Origin of the sequence: Streptomyces sp. NPDC001828, from assembly GCF_042892175.1 — a bacterium.
Lineage (GTDB): Bacteria > Actinomycetota > Actinomycetes > Streptomycetales > Streptomycetaceae > Streptomyces.
The window spans coordinates 1-17,549 of the sequence record NZ_JBIATV010000011.1; the positions used below are offsets into that span (position 1 = coordinate 1).

17 protein-coding genes are annotated in these 17,549 nt (G+C 72.3%); 11 read left to right on the forward strand and 6 right to left on the reverse strand.

Going from position 1 to position 17,549, the window contains the following annotated elements; genetic code table 11:
• Positions 1–237 precede the first annotated feature (237 nt).
• Positions 238–399 (forward strand): hydrophobic protein, encoded by a 162-nt coding sequence (locus ACFYZA_RS27300; protein WP_100576273.1) that lies wholly within the window; start codon positions 238–240, stop codon positions 397–399.
• Between the two features lie 212 nt (positions 400–611).
• A complete protein-coding gene (locus tag ACFYZA_RS27305) occupies positions 612–2,687 on the forward strand; it encodes a phosphocholine-specific phospholipase C (protein ID WP_388493214.1) in 2,076 nt (691 codons plus the stop codon).
• On the opposite strand, the gene ACFYZA_RS27310 is transcribed toward ACFYZA_RS27305, so the two are convergent.
• The 3 genes from ACFYZA_RS27310 to ACFYZA_RS27320 form a co-directional block, all read right to left on the reverse strand.
• A complete protein-coding gene (locus tag ACFYZA_RS27310) occupies positions 2,684–3,262 on the reverse strand; it encodes a hypothetical protein (protein WP_382591065.1) in 579 nt (192 codons plus the stop codon). The two genes, ACFYZA_RS27305 and ACFYZA_RS27310, sit on opposite strands and share 4 nt — an antisense overlap.
• A 360-nt stretch (positions 3,263–3,622) precedes the next feature.
• Positions 3,623–5,710: an NAD-dependent DNA ligase LigA gene (ligA, locus tag ACFYZA_RS27315; RefSeq protein WP_388493527.1), complete on the reverse strand. Its 2,088-nt coding sequence runs from the start codon at positions 5,708–5,710 to the stop codon at positions 3,623–3,625.
• Between the two features lie 99 nt (positions 5,711–5,809).
• A complete protein-coding gene (locus ACFYZA_RS27320; protein ID WP_388493215.1) occupies positions 5,810–7,123 on the reverse strand; it encodes an alpha/beta fold hydrolase in 1,314 nt (437 codons plus the stop codon).
• 152 nt (positions 7,124–7,275) lie between these two features.
• Between ACFYZA_RS27320 and thpR the strand changes: the two genes are divergently transcribed.
• Positions 7,276–7,872 (forward strand): RNA 2',3'-cyclic phosphodiesterase, encoded by a 597-nt coding sequence (gene thpR / locus ACFYZA_RS27325; RefSeq protein WP_388493217.1) that lies wholly within the window; start codon positions 7,276–7,278, stop codon positions 7,870–7,872.
• A 63-nt stretch (positions 7,873–7,935) separates the two neighbouring features.
• Positions 7,936–8,757 (forward strand): helix-turn-helix transcriptional regulator, encoded by an 822-nt coding sequence (locus ACFYZA_RS27330; protein ID WP_388493218.1) that lies wholly within the window; start codon positions 7,936–7,938, stop codon positions 8,755–8,757.
• Between the two features lie 86 nt (positions 8,758–8,843).
• Here ACFYZA_RS27330 and xylA read toward each other — a convergent pair whose 3' ends face one another.
• A complete protein-coding gene (gene xylA / locus ACFYZA_RS27335) occupies positions 8,844–10,013 on the reverse strand; it encodes a xylose isomerase (RefSeq protein ID WP_388493219.1) in 1,170 nt (389 codons plus the stop codon).
• A 231-nt stretch (positions 10,014–10,244) separates the two neighbouring features.
• Here xylA and xylB point away from each other — a divergent pair, with 231 nt between their 5' ends.
• Both xylB and ACFYZA_RS27345 read left to right on the forward strand, forming a co-directional pair.
• Positions 10,245–11,726, forward strand: coding sequence for a xylulokinase (gene xylB, locus ACFYZA_RS27340; protein WP_388493220.1), 1,482 nt, complete (start codon positions 10,245–10,247; stop codon positions 11,724–11,726).
• A gap of 303 nt (positions 11,727–12,029) precedes the next feature.
• The gene (locus ACFYZA_RS27345) at positions 12,030–12,407 is read left to right on the forward strand and encodes an STAS domain-containing protein (protein ID WP_388493222.1); all 378 of its coding nucleotides are present in this window, start codon (positions 12,030–12,032) and stop codon (positions 12,405–12,407) included.
• 16 nt (positions 12,408–12,423) lie between these two features.
• Here ACFYZA_RS27345 and ACFYZA_RS27350 read toward each other — a convergent pair whose 3' ends face one another.
• Positions 12,424–13,524: a M20 family metallopeptidase gene (locus ACFYZA_RS27350; protein WP_388493224.1), complete on the reverse strand. Its 1,101-nt coding sequence runs from the start codon at positions 13,522–13,524 to the stop codon at positions 12,424–12,426.
• A 267-nt stretch (positions 13,525–13,791) separates the two neighbouring features.
• Here ACFYZA_RS27350 and ACFYZA_RS27355 point away from each other — a divergent pair, with 267 nt between their 5' ends.
• Positions 13,792–14,196 (forward strand): hypothetical protein, encoded by a 405-nt coding sequence (locus tag ACFYZA_RS27355; protein WP_382591087.1) that lies wholly within the window; start codon positions 13,792–13,794, stop codon positions 14,194–14,196.
• A 136-nt stretch (positions 14,197–14,332) separates the two neighbouring features.
• Here the strand turns inward: ACFYZA_RS27355 and ACFYZA_RS27360 are convergent, their stop codons facing one another.
• A complete protein-coding gene (locus ACFYZA_RS27360; RefSeq protein WP_388493225.1) occupies positions 14,333–15,460 on the reverse strand; it encodes an AI-2E family transporter in 1,128 nt (375 codons plus the stop codon).
• Between the two features lie 437 nt (positions 15,461–15,897).
• On the opposite strand from ACFYZA_RS27360, the gene ACFYZA_RS27365 reads away from it, so the two are divergent.
• From ACFYZA_RS27365 to ACFYZA_RS27380, 4 genes are read left to right on the forward strand one after another with little or no spacing between them, the layout of a single operon-like run.
• Entirely contained in the window at positions 15,898–16,074 is a 177-nt protein-coding gene (locus ACFYZA_RS27365) for a hypothetical protein (RefSeq protein ID WP_382591093.1), read from the forward strand.
• Positions 16,071–16,532, forward strand: a complete 462-nt coding sequence (locus ACFYZA_RS27370; protein ID WP_388493228.1) for a monovalent cation/H+ antiporter complex subunit F — start codon at positions 16,071–16,073, stop codon at positions 16,530–16,532. The genes ACFYZA_RS27365 and ACFYZA_RS27370 overlap by 4 nt, the downstream gene beginning before the upstream one ends.
• The gene (locus tag ACFYZA_RS27375; RefSeq protein ID WP_388493229.1) at positions 16,525–16,785 is read left to right on the forward strand and encodes a Na(+)/H(+) antiporter subunit B; all 261 of its coding nucleotides are present in this window, start codon (positions 16,525–16,527) and stop codon (positions 16,783–16,785) included. Before ACFYZA_RS27370 ends, ACFYZA_RS27375 begins: the two co-directional genes overlap by 8 nt.
• Positions 16,782–17,537, forward strand: coding sequence for an MnhB domain-containing protein (locus tag ACFYZA_RS27380; protein WP_388493231.1), 756 nt, complete (start codon positions 16,782–16,784; stop codon positions 17,535–17,537). Before ACFYZA_RS27375 ends, ACFYZA_RS27380 begins: the two co-directional genes overlap by 4 nt.
• Positions 17,538–17,549: the final 12 nt, after the last annotated feature.

Consider the following 17,549-nt stretch of genomic DNA (forward strand, 5'->3'; position numbering starts at 1 on the left):
GCGCGGACGCCACAGGACTGGTCGAGGACCGCCTGGCCGGACACCTCCTCGCCGCGTGGAGCGAGGGACGCTCGGCCCTGTACGACGGCCGCACCGCCTCGGCCGGCCGGCCCTCCTGAACCTTCCGCACCCCGGGCCGGGCCGGCTCCTGCTGTACCGCGTAAAGGATCACGGAGTGCGGGACAGGGCATACCGCCGCACAATGGGCGATACCCGACGACCTGGAGGCTGATCACGATGGTCCCGCTGCTTCTCGTCCTGCTTCTGGTACTGATCCTCTTCGGTGCGGGATTCGCCCTGAAGATCCTGTGGTGGATCGCGATCGTCGTGCTGGTCCTGTGGCTGATCGGCTTCATCGCCCGGCCGAAGAACGGCAGTGGCCGTTGGTATCGCTGGTAACGGACCAATAACGGGACTAGCCCAGTCTTCAAGGCCTGTTCCGATCCCGGACAGGCAACCCGCGACCGGCGGCCACCCGGTGGCACCAGGCTCATGCGCAGACGCGACGGCCGTACGACAGACACCCTCGTCGTACGGCCGTTCCGTCAACTCCCCTCCCCCGTAGGTCAGTTGGCCCCGTGCGGTCGGCTGCCCTCACCCCAAGGAGTGCCATGGGTCCCGTGTCCCGACGCAGATTCATCAGCATGGCGGCAGGCGCCACCGGCAGCGCGGCGGCGCTGTCCGCGCTGCCGGACTCCCTCCAGCAGGCGCTGGCCGCGCCCACGGCCGGCGGCGGCAGCCTCGACGACATCCAGCACGTCGTCGTCTTCATGCAGGAGAACCGGGCGTTCGACCACTACTACGGGTCGATGAAGGGCGTGCGGGGCTTCGCCGACCGCAACGCCATCGGCCTGCCGAGCGGCAAGTCCGTGTTCCACCAGCCGTACGCGAACGCCGACGGCCACATCCTTCCGTTCCACATGGACACCGCGACGACCAGCGCCATCTGCGCCGACGCGCCCGCCATGAGCTATCCGGTGGACACGGCCATCTGGCACGGCGGCAAGTACGACGCCTGGAACACCGCGCGCACGCCCGGCCTCGGCATGGGCTACTTCAAGCGCGCGGACCTGCCGTTCTACTACGCGCTCGCGGACGCGTTCACCGTCTGCGACCACTACTTCTGCTCGACGCTGACCCAGACCAACCCGAACCGGCTGCACCTGTTCACCGGCTCCAACGGCCTGTCCGTGGGCCAGAGCGCCGTCCTCGACAACACCGAGCCGTCGGCCGGGTTCACCTGGACCACCTACGCGGAGCGCCTCGAAGCGGCCGGGATCAGCTGGAAGATCTACCAGCAGAGCGACAACTTCGACGACAACGCGCTCGCCTGGTTCGCCAACTTCAAGCAGGCGAAGGCGGGTTCGGCCCTGCACGACAAGGGCATGGCGACCGTCCCCGACCTCGTGACCGCCTTCGCGAAGGACATCGAGGCGGGCACCCTGCCCCAGGTGTCCTGGATCATCGCGCCGGCCGCGCAGTCCGAGCACGCCAACTACAAGCCCGCCTGGGGAGAGGACCTCTCCGCCCGGCTGCTCGCGGCCCTGGCCGCGAACCGAAGCACCTGGTCGAAGACCGCCTTCATCCTCAACTACGACGAGAACGGCGGCTTCTTCGACCACGTGCCGCCGCCCATCCCGCCCGCCTCCTCCACCCAGGGCCTCAGTTCGGTGAGCACGGCCGGCGAGATATCCGGCGGCAAGGCGATCGGCATGGGCCCGCGCGTCCCCCTGATCGTCGTCTCGCCCTGGACCAGGGGAGGTTACGTCTGCTCCCAGGTCTTCGACCACACCTCGGTGATCCGCTTCCTCGAGCAGCGGTTCGGCGTCCACGAGCCCAACATCAGCGCCTGGCGGCGGGCGGTCAGCGGCGACCTCACCTCGGCGTTCGGCTTCGGCACGACCGACCCGTCCTGGCCCTCGCTGCCCGACACGAGCGGTTACGTCTCCGGCGCCAACACCCAGTGCTCCACGCTGCCCGCACCCAAGATCCCGGCCCAACAGGCCGTCCCCGTACAGGAGTCGGGGACCAAGCCGGCACGGGCACTCCCGTGGCAGCCGAACGCGAGCGGCAGGACGGACTGCGCGGGCGGCAAGTTCTGGATCGACATGACCAACACGGGCACGGCGGGCGTGACCTTCTCGATCTACCCCAACGCCTACCGCACGGACGGCCCTTGGCTGTACACGGTCGGCGCCGGGGCCACCGTCTCGGACTACTGGGCGGCGGGCACCGGGGCCTACGACCTGTCCCTGTACGGGCCCAACGGCTTCCACCGCCGATTCGTGGGCAACCGCGTCACCGCCTGCGCCGGCACCGCCGCCTCGGTGGAGGCCGCCGCCACGTACGACACGGCCCGGGGCGAGGTGCGGCTGGCCCTCACCAACTCCGGCGCCAGCCCGGCCACGGTGACGGTCAAGGACAACGCGTACGCGACCGGCGGCCCCTGGACGTTTCCGGTTCCGGCCCACACCACCGTCACCGCCCCGGTCGCCGCCTCCTTCGCCACGGCGAGCGGCTGGTACGACCTGACGGTCACCGCGAACACCTCCGACGGCTTCCTGCGCCGGCTCGCCGGGCACATCGAGACGGGCACCACGTCCGTCACCGACCCCGCGATGGGCGCGGCGGCCGCTCCGCTGCGCCTGTCGGCGACAGCGGGCACGACGGGCCCGGCCGCCCGCTAGGAGCGATAGCGGTAGGACGCCACGCGGGAGCGGGCTTCCTGTTCCGTCAGGCCCAGGGCCTGGCCCACCGATTCCCAGGGCACCTCATCGGCCCGGGTGTGGAACGCGGCCACCATGCCGACCCGGCCGGTGAGGCGCTCCAGGGCGGCGACGACGCGCAGCGCGGCGAGCGGCGCGTCGTCGGCCAGGGAGCTCAGGCGCATGTCCAACTGGGCGACCAGATCGTCCAGTTCGGCCGGTACGGGCACCGTGCGCGCCTCGACGTGCTGGATGTGGTCCTTCCAGTCGTCGTAGGGGCCGGGGGTCTCGGTGTCGTACGGCCGCTCCTCGTCCACCTGGGACCAGTCGATCCGGTAGAGGCCGCTGCCCCGCCAGCCGCAGGCGCACACGCCCCGCAGATGGGTGGCGAGCGGCGCGCGCAGTGTGCCGTCGTAGACCCACCAGTCACTCGTGGTGTAGCCGAAGGGGCCGCTGTTGGCGTCGAAGTACATCGGCTCGGGCTCACTGCCGTCGGCCAGGGCCGCCGCCGCGCGCCCCGCGTGCGATGCCCCGAACTCATCGCTCTCCCACTCCATGGCACTCCTCCCCAGGGTGCTGGCGGCCGCGATGCGGCCCACCCCACCGAGAATGCCCGAACAGCCCTCCCGGCAACCGGTGAACGCCCAGACCGGACACGTGGGGACAGACGTGCCCTTCCTGCCCGTCGCATCTGCGGCGGTCCTGGCCTCACCCTGAGGCCGAGGTCGACCAGGCGGGCGGGCGAGGTCTGTCCGGCGCTCGTCATGATCAGGGACATCGGCACGACCCTGCGGGAACCCGTCGGGAACCGCGCGGTCGTCGATACGGCCACCCGCGAGACCCTGCGTCCGCCGGGCTGAGCGCGGCCCACGCCGCTCGGCCGGTCCGAGCCCGGGGCAGCTGCCGGGGAGTGCTCGTTACTCCTCTTCCAGCTGGTCGGCGACCAGCTCCGCGAACTCGGCCGGGGTCATGAGGGGGATGCCGAGCTCTTCGGCCTTGGCCCGCTTCGAGCCCGCCTTCTCCCCGGCGACGACGAGCGAGGTGCGCTTGGAGACGCTGGACGAGGACTTGCCGCCGGCGCGCTCGATGAGCTCGTTCATCTGGTTGCGGGACAGTTTCTCCAGGCTGCCCGTCATCGCACCGGTGACCACCACCGTCCTGCCGGCCAGGGGGCCCGCGGCATCGGACGGCGCGGGCTCCTCGCCCGCGGCCGGCGGCGGGGTGGCGCCGGGCTCCGTCATGTTGACCCCGGCGGCCGTCAACTTGTCGATCAGGGGCGCGAGTTCGGCGAGCTCCTCCACGATCACCGGGGCCTTGCCCGCGCCGATGCCCTCGACCCGCTCGATCGCCTCCGCGTCGGCGGCGCGCAGATGGTCCATCGTGGCGAAGTGGCGGGCGATGCGGCGCGACATGGAGCGCCCCGTCCCCCGCACGCCGAGCGCGGCGAGGACCCGGGCGAGCGGCTGGCGCTTGGCGGCGTCGATCGCGGCGAGGAGGTTGTCGGTGCTGGTCTCGCCCATGCGCTCCAGGCTCAGGAGCTGCTCGCGGGTCAGCGTGAACAGGTCGGCCACGTCCTTGGCCAGGCCCGCGTCGACGAGTTGCACGACGCGCGTCGTGCCCAGGCCCTCGATGTCCAGCTGGTCGCGCCCGACGGCGTAGGAGATCGAGGCGACCACCCGGCAGTCGCGGCCCCGGACACAGCGCCAGCGCTGCTCACTGGTGTCGATCTCGGAACCGCACTGCGGACACACCTCGGGGAAGACGATCGGCTCCTCGGCGCCGGTGCGCAGATGGGCGACGGGAGCTTCGATGCGGGGAATGACGTCGCCGGCCTTGTAGACCATCACGTGGTCGCCGATGCGCAGATCGCGGCGGGTGATGTCGGCCGGGTTGTGCAAGGTGGCGTAGGTGACGGTGGAGCCGTCGATCCGGACCGGTTCGAGCACGGCGCGGGGCGCGATGATGCCGGTGCGGCCCACGTTCCATTCCACCGACAGGAGCGTGGTCACCTTCTCCACGGCGGGCAGCTTGAAGGCGATGGCCCAGCGCGGGGCGCGGGTGCCGGACCCGGCGTCCCGCTGGTCGGCGGCACTGTCGGCCTTGATGACGACTCCGTCGATGCCGAAGGGCAGTTCCGCCCGCAGCCCGGCGATCTCCGCCACCCGTCCGAGCACCTCTTCCACACCGGACGCCGTACGCGGCGGTACCGCCGTGCCCGCGGCCGTGTGGACACCAAGTGCCGCCACCCGGGCGAGCACTTCGCTGTGTGTCAACTCGCCGCATTCTTCCGCCAGTTGGGGATCGGTGGTGGGCAGCGCGAGCGCTCCGTAGCAGAAGAAGGTCATCTCGACGGTGTACGGGCGGTCCTTGGCCCGCAGCGAACCGGCGGCTCCGTTGCGGGGGTTCACGAACGGCGCACCGCCATGGGCGGTCCGTACCGTGTTGGCCTGCTCGAACTGGCCCGTGGTCATGAGGACTTCGCCGCGTACTTCGAGGGTGGCGGGCTCGCCGAGCTTCTCGGGCAGGCCGACGATCGTGCCGATGGCGTGCGAGACGTCCTCACCGGCCCTGCCGTCGCCCCGGGTGATCAGCCGGGCCAGCCGTCCGTCGACATAGCGGGCGGCGACGGCCAGTCCGTCGAGCTTGGGCTCCACGCTCCACCCGGCCACCGGGCGCCCGATGCGGCGCTCCACCGAGGCGGCCCACGTCGTGAACTCCTCCGGCGAGAACACGTTGTCCAACGACAGCATCGCGGCCGTGTGCGGCACATCGCCCTGCGCCGCGCCTCCTGCCACCTTCCCGCTCGGCGAACCCGGCAGGACCCGCTCGGGGTGCTCCGCCTCGTAGGCGGCGATGGCCCGCGCCAGGCGGTCGTACGCCTCGTCGTCCAGCGCGCTCTCGCCCGTGGCGTAGTAGGCGGCCGCGGCCTTGACCGCGGTCTCCACCGCCTCGGCATAGGCGGTGTCATCAGCGAGGAGTGCGGCAGGTGTCGTCATGTCGAACATCTTGCCGGTCACCACTGACAACGCCCCGGAAGCCACCATTCCGCCCCTGCGCGGGTCGGCCGCCGACCCGTAACTCCGCGCCCGCCGAACCCGCTTCGGCTACGCCTCGCCGCGTGCCATGCGGATCAGCCGGTCCAGGACCCTGCCACCGCTCACCCGCAGGCCGTCGTGCTCCCACTCGTTGGTCACCCAGGTCCGCAGCCCGCGTACCGCTTCGGCGGTGGCCAGCGAGTCGGCGGTGTCCACGTACATGTCGTCGTGGTAGACGGCGGCCACCACCGGCACCTCGTTGGCCGCGAGGACGTCAGGTGCGTACAGATCGGGCCAGTCCGTACGCCGGGCCAGCAGGTCCGCGGTCTCGCGCAGCGGGCGCAGCGCCGGGTCGGTCTCGAACATCCACGGGTAGATCATCTCGCCGGTGAGCTGGACCGGGGCGCCGTTCGCGAGGGCCTTGGCCGCGTCGAAGCCGGGGAACTCCGGGCGCACCCGCTCGGCGGCCCACCCGGTCGGCCCCGGGTCCACCGACCGCTGCCCGTAGACGGACTCGTGCAGTACGGCGTAGAGCGGGCCGTCCGCGAAGGAGAGCTTCGACTGGACCCCGGCCAGGAACGTGTCGGACAGCTCGGGGCCGCCGCTCCCCCGGACCCAGGCGTCCTCCAGGAGGTAGTGCAGCAGGTCGGACCCGTTGCCGCTGCCGAGCATCAGGCCGAGGGACTGGAAGGCCTCGACGGTGAGCCGCCCGCCGCCGGGCAGTTCGGCGGGCGCCGCGAGCAGGTGCTCGGCGATGCGCCGCACGGCCTCGACGTCCTGCGGATGGCGCGCGTAGTGAGCGGCGTTCTTGCGGGCCACGCGCGGATAGGCCGCACGGTAGACGTCGGCCGCGCTGCTGCGCAGGCCCGCGAGGCCGCCGGTGACCATCGCCTCGCGCAGCCCTTCGGGCGCCAGCGACAGATAGGTGAGCGTGCAGAACCCGCCGAAGCTCTGCCCGAGCAGGCTCCACCGGCCCCGCTCGCCGAGCAGCGCGTGCCGGATCAGCTCGGCGTCGCGGACGATCGAGTCCGCGCGGAAGTGGGCGAGGTAGGCGGCCTGCGCGGCCGCGTCGCCGCGCAGGGGCAGCGTCTGGCGGGTCGCGGGGGTCGAGCGTCCGGTGCCGCGCTGGTCGAGGAGCAGCACGCGGTAGTCGTCGAGCGCCCGGTCGAGCCAGGTGTCCCGGCCCACCGGCCGGGCCGCCCGGCCGCCGGGGCCGCCCTGGAGGTAGAGCAGCCACGGAAGGTCCGCGCGCTCCTTGCCGGCCGCGACGACCTCACGGGCGTACACCTCGATCCGCTCGCCCCCGGGGGCGGCGTGATCCAGCGGAACCTGGAAGAGGTGGTCGGTCAGGACGACGCCCGGCTGTCGGATCACGACGGACATGGGACTCCTCGGTCGGTAGGGGTGCGGCGGGTACGCGCACGGAGCTGTGCTCGGTGGAGCGGGTGCACGTGCATGATCTCGCAGGACGTCCCCGGTCCCGTCCCCGCAGGGCGGCTCACCGACGCGAGCGCCGGTGGTGTACGAAGTGCTACGTGAACGATCCCACCCGACCCGCCACCGTCCGCGTGTTCATAGCGCTGGCCCCGCCCGACGACGCCAAGGACGAACTGGCGCGAGCACTGCGGCCCGCGTACGAGGCGTACCCGCGGCTGCGCTGGAACCGCATCGAGGACTGGCACATCACCCTGGCGTTCCTCGGCGAACTGCCGGCGACCGCCGTCGCGCTGCTGCGGCGGCCGCTCGGCGAGCTCGCGGCCGGGCGCCGGCCCCTGCGGCTCTCCCTGCGCGGCGGCGGGCACTTCGACGAGCGGGTCCTGTGGAGCGGGATCGAGGGGGAGCTCGACGGGCTGCGCCGGCTCACCGCCGATGTCCGCGGGGTGGTCAGGGACTGTGGGATCGCCTTCGAGGACCGGCCGCCGCGCCCGCACCTCACCCTGGCCAGATCCCGTCGGGACGACCCCTTCAGCGTGGTGAAGGCGGCCGCCGAACTCGCCGGATTCATCGGCCGGCCGTGGCCGGCCGCGCGCCTGCACCTGGTCGCCAGCAACATCGGCCGGGGCCCGGGGCCGATCCACTACCGGGACGTCGCGGCCTGGGACTTCGGCGACGAGCCCCCGGCGGCGCCCTGACCGGCCTGCCTGGGTGCGGCACACCCAGGCGGCCCGGCACCGCGCCGCCGTAACCTGAGCCACATGACCGACAACGACCTGGGAAGCTTTCTGCGCGCACGCCGGTCGGCCGTGCGGCCCGAGGACGTCGGGATGACGAGTTACGGTCCGCGCAGGGTGAGCGGACTGCGCCGCGAGGAGGTCGCCGTGCTGGCCGGTGTGAACGCGGACTACTACACCCGGCTTGAACAGGGCCGCGAGCGCAACCCCTCACCGCAGGTGCTCGACGCCCTCAGCCGCGCCCTGTGCCTGGATCCGGATTCCCGGGCACACCTGTTCCGGCTGACGGGTGCCGTCCCCGGTCACGACGCCGTGCGCGCTCCGCAGGCGGTCGGTACGGCGCTGCGCCGGCTGATCGACGGCTACCCCAACACCCCGGCGTTCGTGGTCGACCGGGCCCTCGACCTGCTGGCCACCAACGCCCTCACCGATGCCCTGTACTCGCCCTTCGAGCCCCCGGACAACCTGGCGCGGATGGCCTTCCTCGACCCAGCCGCCCGGCACTTCTACAGCCGGTGGGAGTGGACCGCGCAGGCGACGGTGGCCAACCTGCGCGAGGCGGCAGGCTTCGAACCGGACAACCCGCGCCTGCGTGCGCTCGTCTCCGAACTCACGGAGCGGAGCCCGGAGTTCGGCCGCATGTGGGACTCCCACGCGGTACGCGGCAAGACCCGCGACGCCAAGGAGTTCTTCCACCCGCAGGTGGGGGCGTTGAGCCTCACCTACCACGCCTTCGACGTACGCGAGGCGCCCGGGCAGCAACTCGTGGTCTACCACGCCGAACCGGGCTCCCCCTCGGCCCAGGCGCTGAGCCTCCTCGGTTCGGTGCACGCCACTTCACGGTGACTCGGGTTCCCGAACCGCCTTGAGGATGCCGCCCCTTGGCAGGACCGGCGGCCACGGGATGCCCCGGTCTCCGCCCAGCGAATGCCTCAGCGGGACCCGAGGAGGTGGTCCATCGCCAGCTGGTCGAGGTGCTCGAAGGCCATGCCCCGCTCGCCCGCCGCCTCGACGTCGAAGTCCTCGAAGGCGGTCCGGTCGGCGAGCAGCGCGGCCAGGCCGTCCTCGGCGGTGGGGCGGGCGAGGTCGTCCAGGCGGGACGCGCGCAGCGCCTCGCGCACTTCGGGGTCGGCGCGGAAGGCGGCCGAACGCTCCTTCAGGATCAGGTAGTTGCGCATGTTCCCGGCCGCCGACGCCCACACTCCGGCCATGTCCTCGGTGCGCGGCGGCTTGAAGTCGAAGTGCCGGGGGCCCGTGTAGTCGGAGGTTTCGAGCAGGTCCACGAGCCAGAAGGCGTCACGCAGATTGCCGGACCCGAAGCGCAGATCCTGGTCGTACTTGATGCCGGACTGGCCGTTGAGGTCGATGTGGAAGAGCTTGCCCGCCCACAGGGCCTGGGCGATGCCGTGGGTGAAGTTGAGGCCGGACATCTGCTCGTGCCCGGTCTCGGGGTTCACGCCGACCAGCTCCGGGCGTTCGAGGCGTTGGATGAAGGCGAGGGCGTGGCCGACGGTGGGCAGCAGGATGTCGCCGCGCGGCTCGTTGGGCTTGGGCTCGACGGCGAAGCGCAGGTCGTAGCCCTGTTCCGTGACGTACTGGCCCAGCAGGTCGAAGGCCTCCTTCATCCGGTCCAGTGCGACGCGCACGTCCTTGGCGGCGCCGGACTCGGCCCCCTCGCGCCCGCCCCAGGCGACGTAGGTGTGGGCGCCCAGCTCCACGGCCAGGTCGATGTTGCGCAGGGTCTTGCGCAGGGCGTACCGCCGGATGTCGCGGTCGTTGGCCGTGAACGCGCCGTCCTTGAAGACTGGGTGGGTGAAGAGGTTCGTGGTGGCCATGGGCACGACCAGGCCGGTGGCGTCGAGCGCCTGCCGGAACCGCTTGACGTGCGACTCCCGCTCGGCGTCCGAGGCGCCGAAGGGGATCAGGTCGTCGTCGTGGAAGGTGACGCCGTACGCGCCGAGACCGGCGAGCCGCCGGACCGACTCGACCGGGTCGAGGGCGGCCCGTGTCGCGTCCCCGAACGGGTCGCGTCCCTGCCAGCCGACGGTCCACAGCCCGAAGGAGAACTTGTCCTCGGGGGTCGGTGTGAAGCGTTCCGTCATCCTCGTCGCCACCTTCTCGCGGGCTCGTCCGGCAACTCGGCCGGATCTATTTGTTTTTTCCCTTACCAAATACTGCACGACGGCCACGGCTTCCGTAACCCCGGTCGTTCGTCTAATTTGGCACGCCAGTCCCAGTTGGCTGGATCGTGGTTTTGTTCCCGCTTCAGCCAAATGACTCACGCGTCAACCGGGTCCCCATCGGACTCACAAGACCCGCAGAAAGGTGCCCGGATGCCGCACAGCCCGGTCGTCATCGGCGTGGACAGCTCCACCCAGTCCACGAAGGCCCTGTTCGCCGACGCCGTCACCGGAAGGACGCTCGCCGTCGGCCGCTCCCCGCACCGCGTCACCGGCTCGGCCGGGGCCCGCGAGAGCGATCCGGAGCAGTGGTGGCACGCGCTGTGCGATGCCGTCGCGGCCGGGCTGAAGGAGTCGGGGGCGCCCGCGTCCGCCGTCCGCGGCATCGCGGTCGCGGGGCAACAGCACGGCCTGGTGGTCCTGGGCCGCGACCGGCGGCCACTGCGGCCGGCCCTGCTGTGGAACGACACCCGCTCGGCCCCGCAGGCCGCGGCCCTCGCCGCGACACTGGGCGGCCCGGAGGCCTGGACCGCCCGCACCGGATCCGTTCCGGTCGCGGCGGTGACCGCCGCCAAGTGGCGGTGGCTGCGCGAGAACGAGCCGTCCACGGCCGAGCGCTGCACCGCGGTCCGGCTGCCCCACGACTTTCTCACCGAACGGCTGACCGGCGTCGCCGCGACCGACCCCGGCGACGCCTCCGGCACCGGCTGGTACTCCACCGCCACCGGCACGTACGACACCGAGATCCTCCAACTGCTCGGGATCGGGCCGGAGTTGCTGCCCCACGTCGCCCGGACCGGCGGCGCCACGGTGGGCACCCTCACCCCGGAGGCCGCCGAGGCGCTCGGGCTGCCCGCGACCACGGTCGTGGCCGCCGGCACCGGTGACAACATGAGCGCGGCCGTGGGACTCGGGCTCGGCGGCGCCGGCCTCCTGGACCACCCCGTACTGAGCCTGGGCACCTCCGGCACGGTCTTCGCGGCGACCCGGACCCGGCCCACCAATCCGGCGCTCAACGGCTTCGCCTCGGCGGACGGAAACCACCTCCCGCTGGCCTGCACCCTCAACTGCACGCTGGCCGTCGACCGGATCGCCACCCTCCTCGGTCTCGACCGCGACGACGCGGCGCCCGGCGGCGAGGCCGTGCTCCTGCCCTATCTGGACGGCGAGCGCACCCCCGACCTCCCGGGCGCGTCCGGGCTGCTCACCGGTCTGCGCCACGCCACCACACCCCAGCAGCTCCTCGGCGCCGCCTACGAGGGTGCCGCCGTCACGGTCCTGCGCGCCTTGGACGAGGTGCTGAGCGCATGCGGCCTCGACCCCACGTCGGCCGCCGCCACGTCCAGGCCACTGCGTCTCGTCGGAGGCGGCGCCCAGGGGCGCACCTGGGTGGAGACGGTACGTCGGCTCTCGGGACGCCCCCTCGTGCTCCCGACGGGTACGGAGCTGGTCGCCGTCGGCGCCGCCGCGCTCGCCGCGTCGGCCGCCACCGGCGCCGATCCGGTGACGCTCGCCCGGGACTGGGGAGCGGGCCGGGGCAGGGAACTCCCGCCGGTGGAGCGCGACATGGAGGCGTGGGACCGCATCAGCGGGGTGCTCGACAGGGCGGCGCCCGCCCTGTTCGCCGGCCGCTGAGGCGACGCCATGCCCCAACTGGAGCTTTTCCTATGGGGAGTTGGCGCTTCGGCAACCGCTCAGCGGACTCGCGCGGACCGATTCACCCTCCCCGGACGCGTGTTCGGCATGTTGTCCGAAACTCGTTCCATTACAGACCGTCACACAGGTGAGTTTCCCAGATCGTCGGGGCATGAGGATTACCAGGGGGTTTTCGGTTCGGCCCCCACTTCCCAGCCCATCAAGCGGTTACGGGGAGTAAGGCATTCCGGATGTCGGGGGCGGCATCCAGGCACCGGGAAACAAGAGACAGGCAGGCGCGACGTGAGCGCTGACGAACTGGCCTTCTGGCTGCGGACCCGCACCGTTGGGGGCACCGTCATCATCGAGTTGCACGGCGAACTGGACATGCTGGCCCATCGCGAACTCGGGCCCCGCGTCCATGCGTTGGTCCGGCTGTCCGCCGCCGATGTGGTGCTCGATCTGCGTGCGGTGACCTTCCTGGACGCTGGGGGGATCCGACTGCTGCTGGCGGTACGCGAGCACGTGGCGTACCGGGGCGGTGTGCTGCGTCTGATCCGTGGCACGCCCCGGGTGTCCCACATCTTGCGGATCGTCCGCCTGGACGGCTCGTTCACCATGCTCGACGCACTCCCCCGAGCCCTGGCGGACGACGCCGACCAGGCGCACCGCACCCCTTGACCCGGGGCCCGCGTCGCTACCGGTTCCGCAGGGCCGTCACCAGGCCGGTGACCAGGTTCGCGCGCTCGGCCATGGTGTCGACCACCAGATACTCGTGATCGGCGTGGGCACCGCCCCCGACGGCGCCGAGGCCGTCGAGCGTCGCCACCCCGAGCGCCGCCGTGAAGTTGCCGTCGCTGCCGCCGCCGACCGCCACGCCCTCGATGCCGGGCACCAACTCCCGTGCCAGCGCGAAGAGTTCGGCCGATGCCGACTCGGGCATGGGAGGCCGGCCGACCGCCCCCTCGACCGTGATCTCGGCCTCGGCGAGATGCGGGGCCAGTGCCGCGAAGGCCGCCTCGATCCGGGCCTTCTCCCCGGCCGACTCGACGCGTACGTCGACGACGACGGTCGCGTGGGCGGGCACGACGTTGTCGAGGGTTCCGGCGGCGGCGACGGTCGGAGTGACCGTCGTGCCGATCTCCGGGCGGCCGAGAGCCGCGATGTCCAGCACCTGGTGGGCCGCCTCGACCAGGGCGTTGACCCCGGCCGCCGGTTCGAGCCCCGCGTGTGAGGCGCGGCCCGTGATGGAGACCCGGAACGTGCCGCAGCCCTTGCGGCCGGTCTTCAGGCCGCCCCCGTCGGCGGCCCCCTCGAAGACGAGCACCGCACCGCAGGCCAGGGCCCGTTCCTCGATGAGGGCACGCGAGGCGTGGGAGCCCACCTCTTCGTCGGCGGTCACCAGGATCTCGACGCCGGACCGGTCCTCAAGGGCCGCGAGTCCGTGGACGGCCTGCACCAGACCGCCCAGCATGTCGAAGACCCCGGGGCCGGTCGCGCGCCCGTTCTCGACCTTGAACGGGCGCCGCTCAAGGGTGCCGAGCGGGAACACCGTGTCGTGGTGGCCGAGGATCAGCACCAACGGGTCGCCGCCGCCCGACCAGTGGACGTGCGGCCCGGCCGCGCTCTCGACGAGGGCGGCACGGCCGCCGAGGCGGTTCTCGATGAAGGCGGCGACGGTTTTGGCCGATGCCGCCAGGGCCTCGCGGTCGCGCGAGGGCGACTCGACCTCGACGAGCGTCCTGAGGTCCTCGATCATCGCGTCCACGCCCACCGGGACGGCCTTGTGCATCGTCATGCGGTCAGATTAGTGGGTACCCCAACGGCGGCTCCGGGGCAGGGTTCCGGCCACCCTCGCGCCCCACGCGCCATACCGTGCCCCGCGGGTGACCCATCTGGCCGAGCGGGCCGCCCCGACGGCGGTCTCGGCGTACAGCATGGTGGTCGGGCGGGACCGCCGGCGGCCCGAAAGGCCGTCGTGGGCGTGCCGATAGTGCTGCTCAGTGGGTACCCGCCCCCATGGACCCCCACAACGGCGACGACCCGCAAGCAAGAGGTGAGTGAAGTGACCGCACCCGAGGACGGAACCACATCCGAGAACCGGTTCGCGCCGGACGGCTCCGAGAACCGGGCCGTGCCGGACGGCGGGGCGGCGCTGATCGGCGTCCGGTCCCCCAGCGATGTCGACCTGGCGCTCAAGTACCTGACCAACCGCTCCGACGCACCCGCCCAGTACGCCCTGGGCGTGGCCGCGGCGTACCGCTGGGCCATGGGCCGCGTCGACCGCGCGCCGGTCACGGGCACCTCCGCCCGCCGCCCGCCGCCCGACCTGCCGCTGCTCACTGCCGAGGTGGACGCGGCCGTCGTCCAGCTGGAGGACCCCACCACCCAGGCCGGCGCCCGGGACTTCACCCGTGGTGTGCACGACGCCCTGACGTGGGTGTGCGGATACAGCGAGACCAGGATCTGAGGGCCCGTTCGGGCGGGCGGCCCCTCCGGCCCGCGCTACGACGGACCCGGGACACGACGGCCCACGAGACCACGGCTCCGGACACGACGGCCCACGAGACCACGACTCTGGACACGACGGCCCACGAGACCGCGGCTCAGGACGCGTCGGTCCGGGAGAAGACGTGCTCGTCCAGGATCAGGCCGATCGCCACGGCGACCGGGATGGCGACCAGGGCCCCCACGATGCCGAGCAGCGCGCCGCCGAACAGCACGCCCACCACCGTGACCAGCGGGTGGACGTCCACGGCGAACTTCATCACGCGGGGCACGATCAGGTAGTCCTCGGCGACCCGGAACGCGACGTAGAAGCCTGCTGTCGCCAGGGCCACGGGGAAGGACACCGAGAGCGCCACCAGGCTGACGACGAGGCCGCCGATCGTGGTGCCCACGATCGGGATCAGGTCCATCAGCGCGATGAACACGCCCAGCGCCGCCGGATAGGGGACGCCGGTGACCACGCACCAGATGAAGGTGGCGAGCCCCGCGATCACCGAGGTGAGTACGTTGCCGAGCATGTAGCGGCCCACCCTGATCAGGATCTCGTCGGTGACCTCCTGGGCGTGCGGGCGCTTGCGGGCCGCGACAAAGCGCAGGAAGAAGCGCTTCAGCGACGGCAGGAACGCCATCACGTAGATCGTCACGACGATGACGACGGCGGCCGAGGTCACGGCCCCGACCACCACCCGTCCCGCGCCGAGCAGACCGCCCGCCAGGCCCGCCGCCCCGCCGTTGGAGAACTGGTCCTTGGCCTTTTGCAGGACGTGGTAGCGGTCCTCGAACCTGCCGAGCGCCGAGTCGTGGTTCCGCAGCTGCTTCAGCCAGTCGGGCACCGCCTTGATCAGTGCGTTGACCTCGTCCGTGACCGGGGGCACGACCAGCGCGAGAAACCCCGCGAACAGCGCGAGCAGCACGATGATGACCACGAGCACGGCCCAGCCCCGGCGCAGCCGGTGCCGGGTGAGCCAGGCGACGACCGGTTCGAGGGCGAGCGCGATGAACACGGCGAGGAGCAGCAGGGTGAGGAGGCTGCCGACCTCAAGGACGGTCTGGACGGTCAGCCACGCGAGGGTCGCGCCCAGGCCGAGGCCGAAGCCGCTGGAGAGCCAGGACCTGCCGAACACGATCCGGGTCGCACGGGACCGTGCGCCCGTGGCCGAGGGCCCCCCGGGGGTCGCTTCGGCGGGCTCGGGGTCGCCGCCGCGCTCAGGCGGGGGCGTGGTCATCACGGCCTCCGGGCCGGCCCGGTGCGGTTGAGGCGCAGACGTGCGACGGGTCCATCTGCCAGTACCTCTCTTCGAGGCCGGGACGGGGTCTCCGTGCGCCGCCACCCCGGGTGGTGACCGCCCCCGCGCGGCACGACGGCGGCGGGCGCCGGAGCCGGACTCTTCCGCCTCCGACCCTAGCCAGGTATCCCGGTGCCGGCCTTGTATGCCGGTTCCCTGGGCCGCCATCCGGATGACGGGCACATGACCGGGCCGGGCGATTGGCACCGGGGATGCCGGGTACTGGATGCCCGCCGACGGGCCGGTCACCAGGGGTGCTCGCCGAAGGCACCGGCAGCGCGCCGTCGGGAGCGCGCCGGTCGGCGGTGCTTTCATGAACAGGCCCGTCGCGGCGGGTGGGACAGCCGGACCAGGCGCGGGCGTGGAGGGATACGGGGATGGGGCGAACAGTGGCCGCCACCGGCGAAATCCTCGCGTGGTGGGTGCTTCTGACGGGCGGATGGCTCGTGCTCATCAGCACGATCGACCCACTGGAATGCTTCGTCGGGGCCGGGGCCGCCCTCCTCGCGGCGGTCGCCGCGCGGGCCGCGCGCCGGGCGATGAGGGACTCGTGAACGGCTGGCTCGTGGCGGCGACGGTGCTCCTTGCCGCGGGGTTCGGCCCCGTGGTGTGGGGCGTGGCCACCGGCCCGCTCGAACGCCGGGTGGTCGCCCAGAACTTCGGCACCTCGGTGGTGTGCCTGGTGATGCTGCTGCTCTCGCAGGCGTACGCCCGGCCGTCCTATGTCGATCTCGCGCTGGTGCTCGCCGTGCTCGGCCCGGCCGGCACGCTGGTGTACGCGCGGCTGCTCGGCGAGGACCTCGACGACGATCCGCCGCACGCCAATCCGCTCACAGTGGCGGCCGCTTCGGCCGCCTTCGTGGTCGTGGTGGCGATGTGCGTGGACACCGGGGCGGGCCGCGCGACGGTGAAGCTCGTCCTGGTCGGCGCACTGCTCGTCGCCGGAAACGTGATCGCCTCCCGGGCGCTGTCGGGCGGCTTCCCCAAGGGAGCGGCGGCCGACCGTGACTGATGCCCTGACCCTGATCTCGCTGCTGCTCGTCGCCGCCTCGGCGACGGCCGCCGTCGTGGTGCGCGATCCGGCCCGCCAGGCCCTGGTGCTCGCGGTGCTCGGACTGGCCCTCGCGGTGCTCTTCACCGTCCTCCAGGCACCTGATGTGGGCCTCTCCCAGCTCGCGGTGGGCTCTGCTCTGACCCCGCTGCTCATCCTGCTCTCCGTACGCAAAGTACGCCGTCGGGGGCAGCGCGAGGAGGGTGAGCGATGAGCCGGCGCCTGCGCATGTGGGTGCTCGCCACGGGTGGATTCGCGGTGGCCGTCCTCCTCGTCGCCGCCTACGTGCGGCTGCCGCGCTTCGGCGGCGAGCGGCACCCCTACGGCGAGCGGGCGGTGGCGGCCGCGCTCTCCCGGCACACCGCGAACGTCATCTCGTCCGTCAACTTCGATCTGCGGGCCTTCGACACCCTGGGCGAGGAGAGCATCCTGTTCGGCGCGGTGCTCGGCACCGTCGTCCTGCTGCGCCAGACCCGCGACGAACGCGAGGTGCCGCCCGCCCCGGCCAGGATCGCTCCCCCGGTACGCCGCTACGCGCGGATCATGCTGCCCGTCGCCCTGCTCTGCGGCCTGTACGTCATCGCGCACGGCCAGCTCAGCCCCGGCGGCGGTTTCCAGGGCGGGGTGGTCCTGGCCACCGCCCTGCACCTGCTGTACATCGGGGCGGACTACCGCGCCCTGGAACGCCTGCGGCCGGTCGGCCAGTACGAAGTGGCGGACGCGGTGGGCGAGGCGGCCTATGTCGTGCTCGGCATCGCCGGGCTGGTGGGCGGCTCCGCGTTCCTCGCCAACACCCTGCCGCTGGGCACCTTCAACACCCTTGCCTCGGGCGGGACGGTGCCGCTGCTCAACGCGGCGGTCGGCATGGAGGTCGCCGCCGCGGTGGTCGTGCTGCTCGCCCGCTTCCTCGACCAGGCCGTCGAGATCGAGCAGGGGCCCGCACGGAAGGAAGGGAAGCAATCATGAACGGGGGCGTGG

Bases quoted from the DNA above. Each gene is read 5' to 3' on its own strand.
- ACFYZA_RS27330 (WP_388493218.1), top strand. From the start codon at position 7,936: ATGACCGACAACGACCTGGGAAGCTTTCTGCGCGCACGCCGGTCGGCC.
- ACFYZA_RS27300 (WP_100576273.1), top strand. From the start codon at position 238: ATGGTCCCGCTGCTTCTCGTCCTGCTTCTGGTACTGATCCTCTTCGGT.
- xylA (WP_388493219.1), bottom strand. From the start codon at position 10,013: ATGACGGAACGCTTCACACCGACCCCCGAGGACAAGTTCTCCTTCGGG.
- ACFYZA_RS27365 (WP_382591093.1), top strand. From the start codon at position 15,898: ATGGGGCGAACAGTGGCCGCCACCGGCGAAATCCTCGCGTGGTGGGTG.
- ligA (WP_388493527.1), bottom strand. From the start codon at position 5,710: ATGTTCGACATGACGACACCTGCCGCACTCCTCGCTGATGACACCGCC.
- ACFYZA_RS27360 (WP_388493225.1), bottom strand. From the start codon at position 15,460: ATGACCACGCCCCCGCCTGAGCGCGGCGGCGACCCCGAGCCCGCCGAA.
- ACFYZA_RS27310 (WP_382591065.1), bottom strand. From the start codon at position 3,262: ATGGAGTGGGAGAGCGATGAGTTCGGGGCATCGCACGCGGGGCGCGCG.
- ACFYZA_RS27305 (WP_388493214.1), top strand. From the start codon at position 612: ATGGGTCCCGTGTCCCGACGCAGATTCATCAGCATGGCGGCAGGCGCC.
- ACFYZA_RS27320 (WP_388493215.1), bottom strand. From the start codon at position 7,123: ATGTCCGTCGTGATCCGACAGCCGGGCGTCGTCCTGACCGACCACCTC.
- ACFYZA_RS27350 (WP_388493224.1), bottom strand. From the start codon at position 13,524: ATGACGATGCACAAGGCCGTCCCGGTGGGCGTGGACGCGATGATCGAG.
- ACFYZA_RS27380 (WP_388493231.1), top strand. From the start codon at position 16,782: ATGAGCCGGCGCCTGCGCATGTGGGTGCTCGCCACGGGTGGATTCGCG.
- xylB (WP_388493220.1), top strand. From the start codon at position 10,245: ATGCCGCACAGCCCGGTCGTCATCGGCGTGGACAGCTCCACCCAGTCC.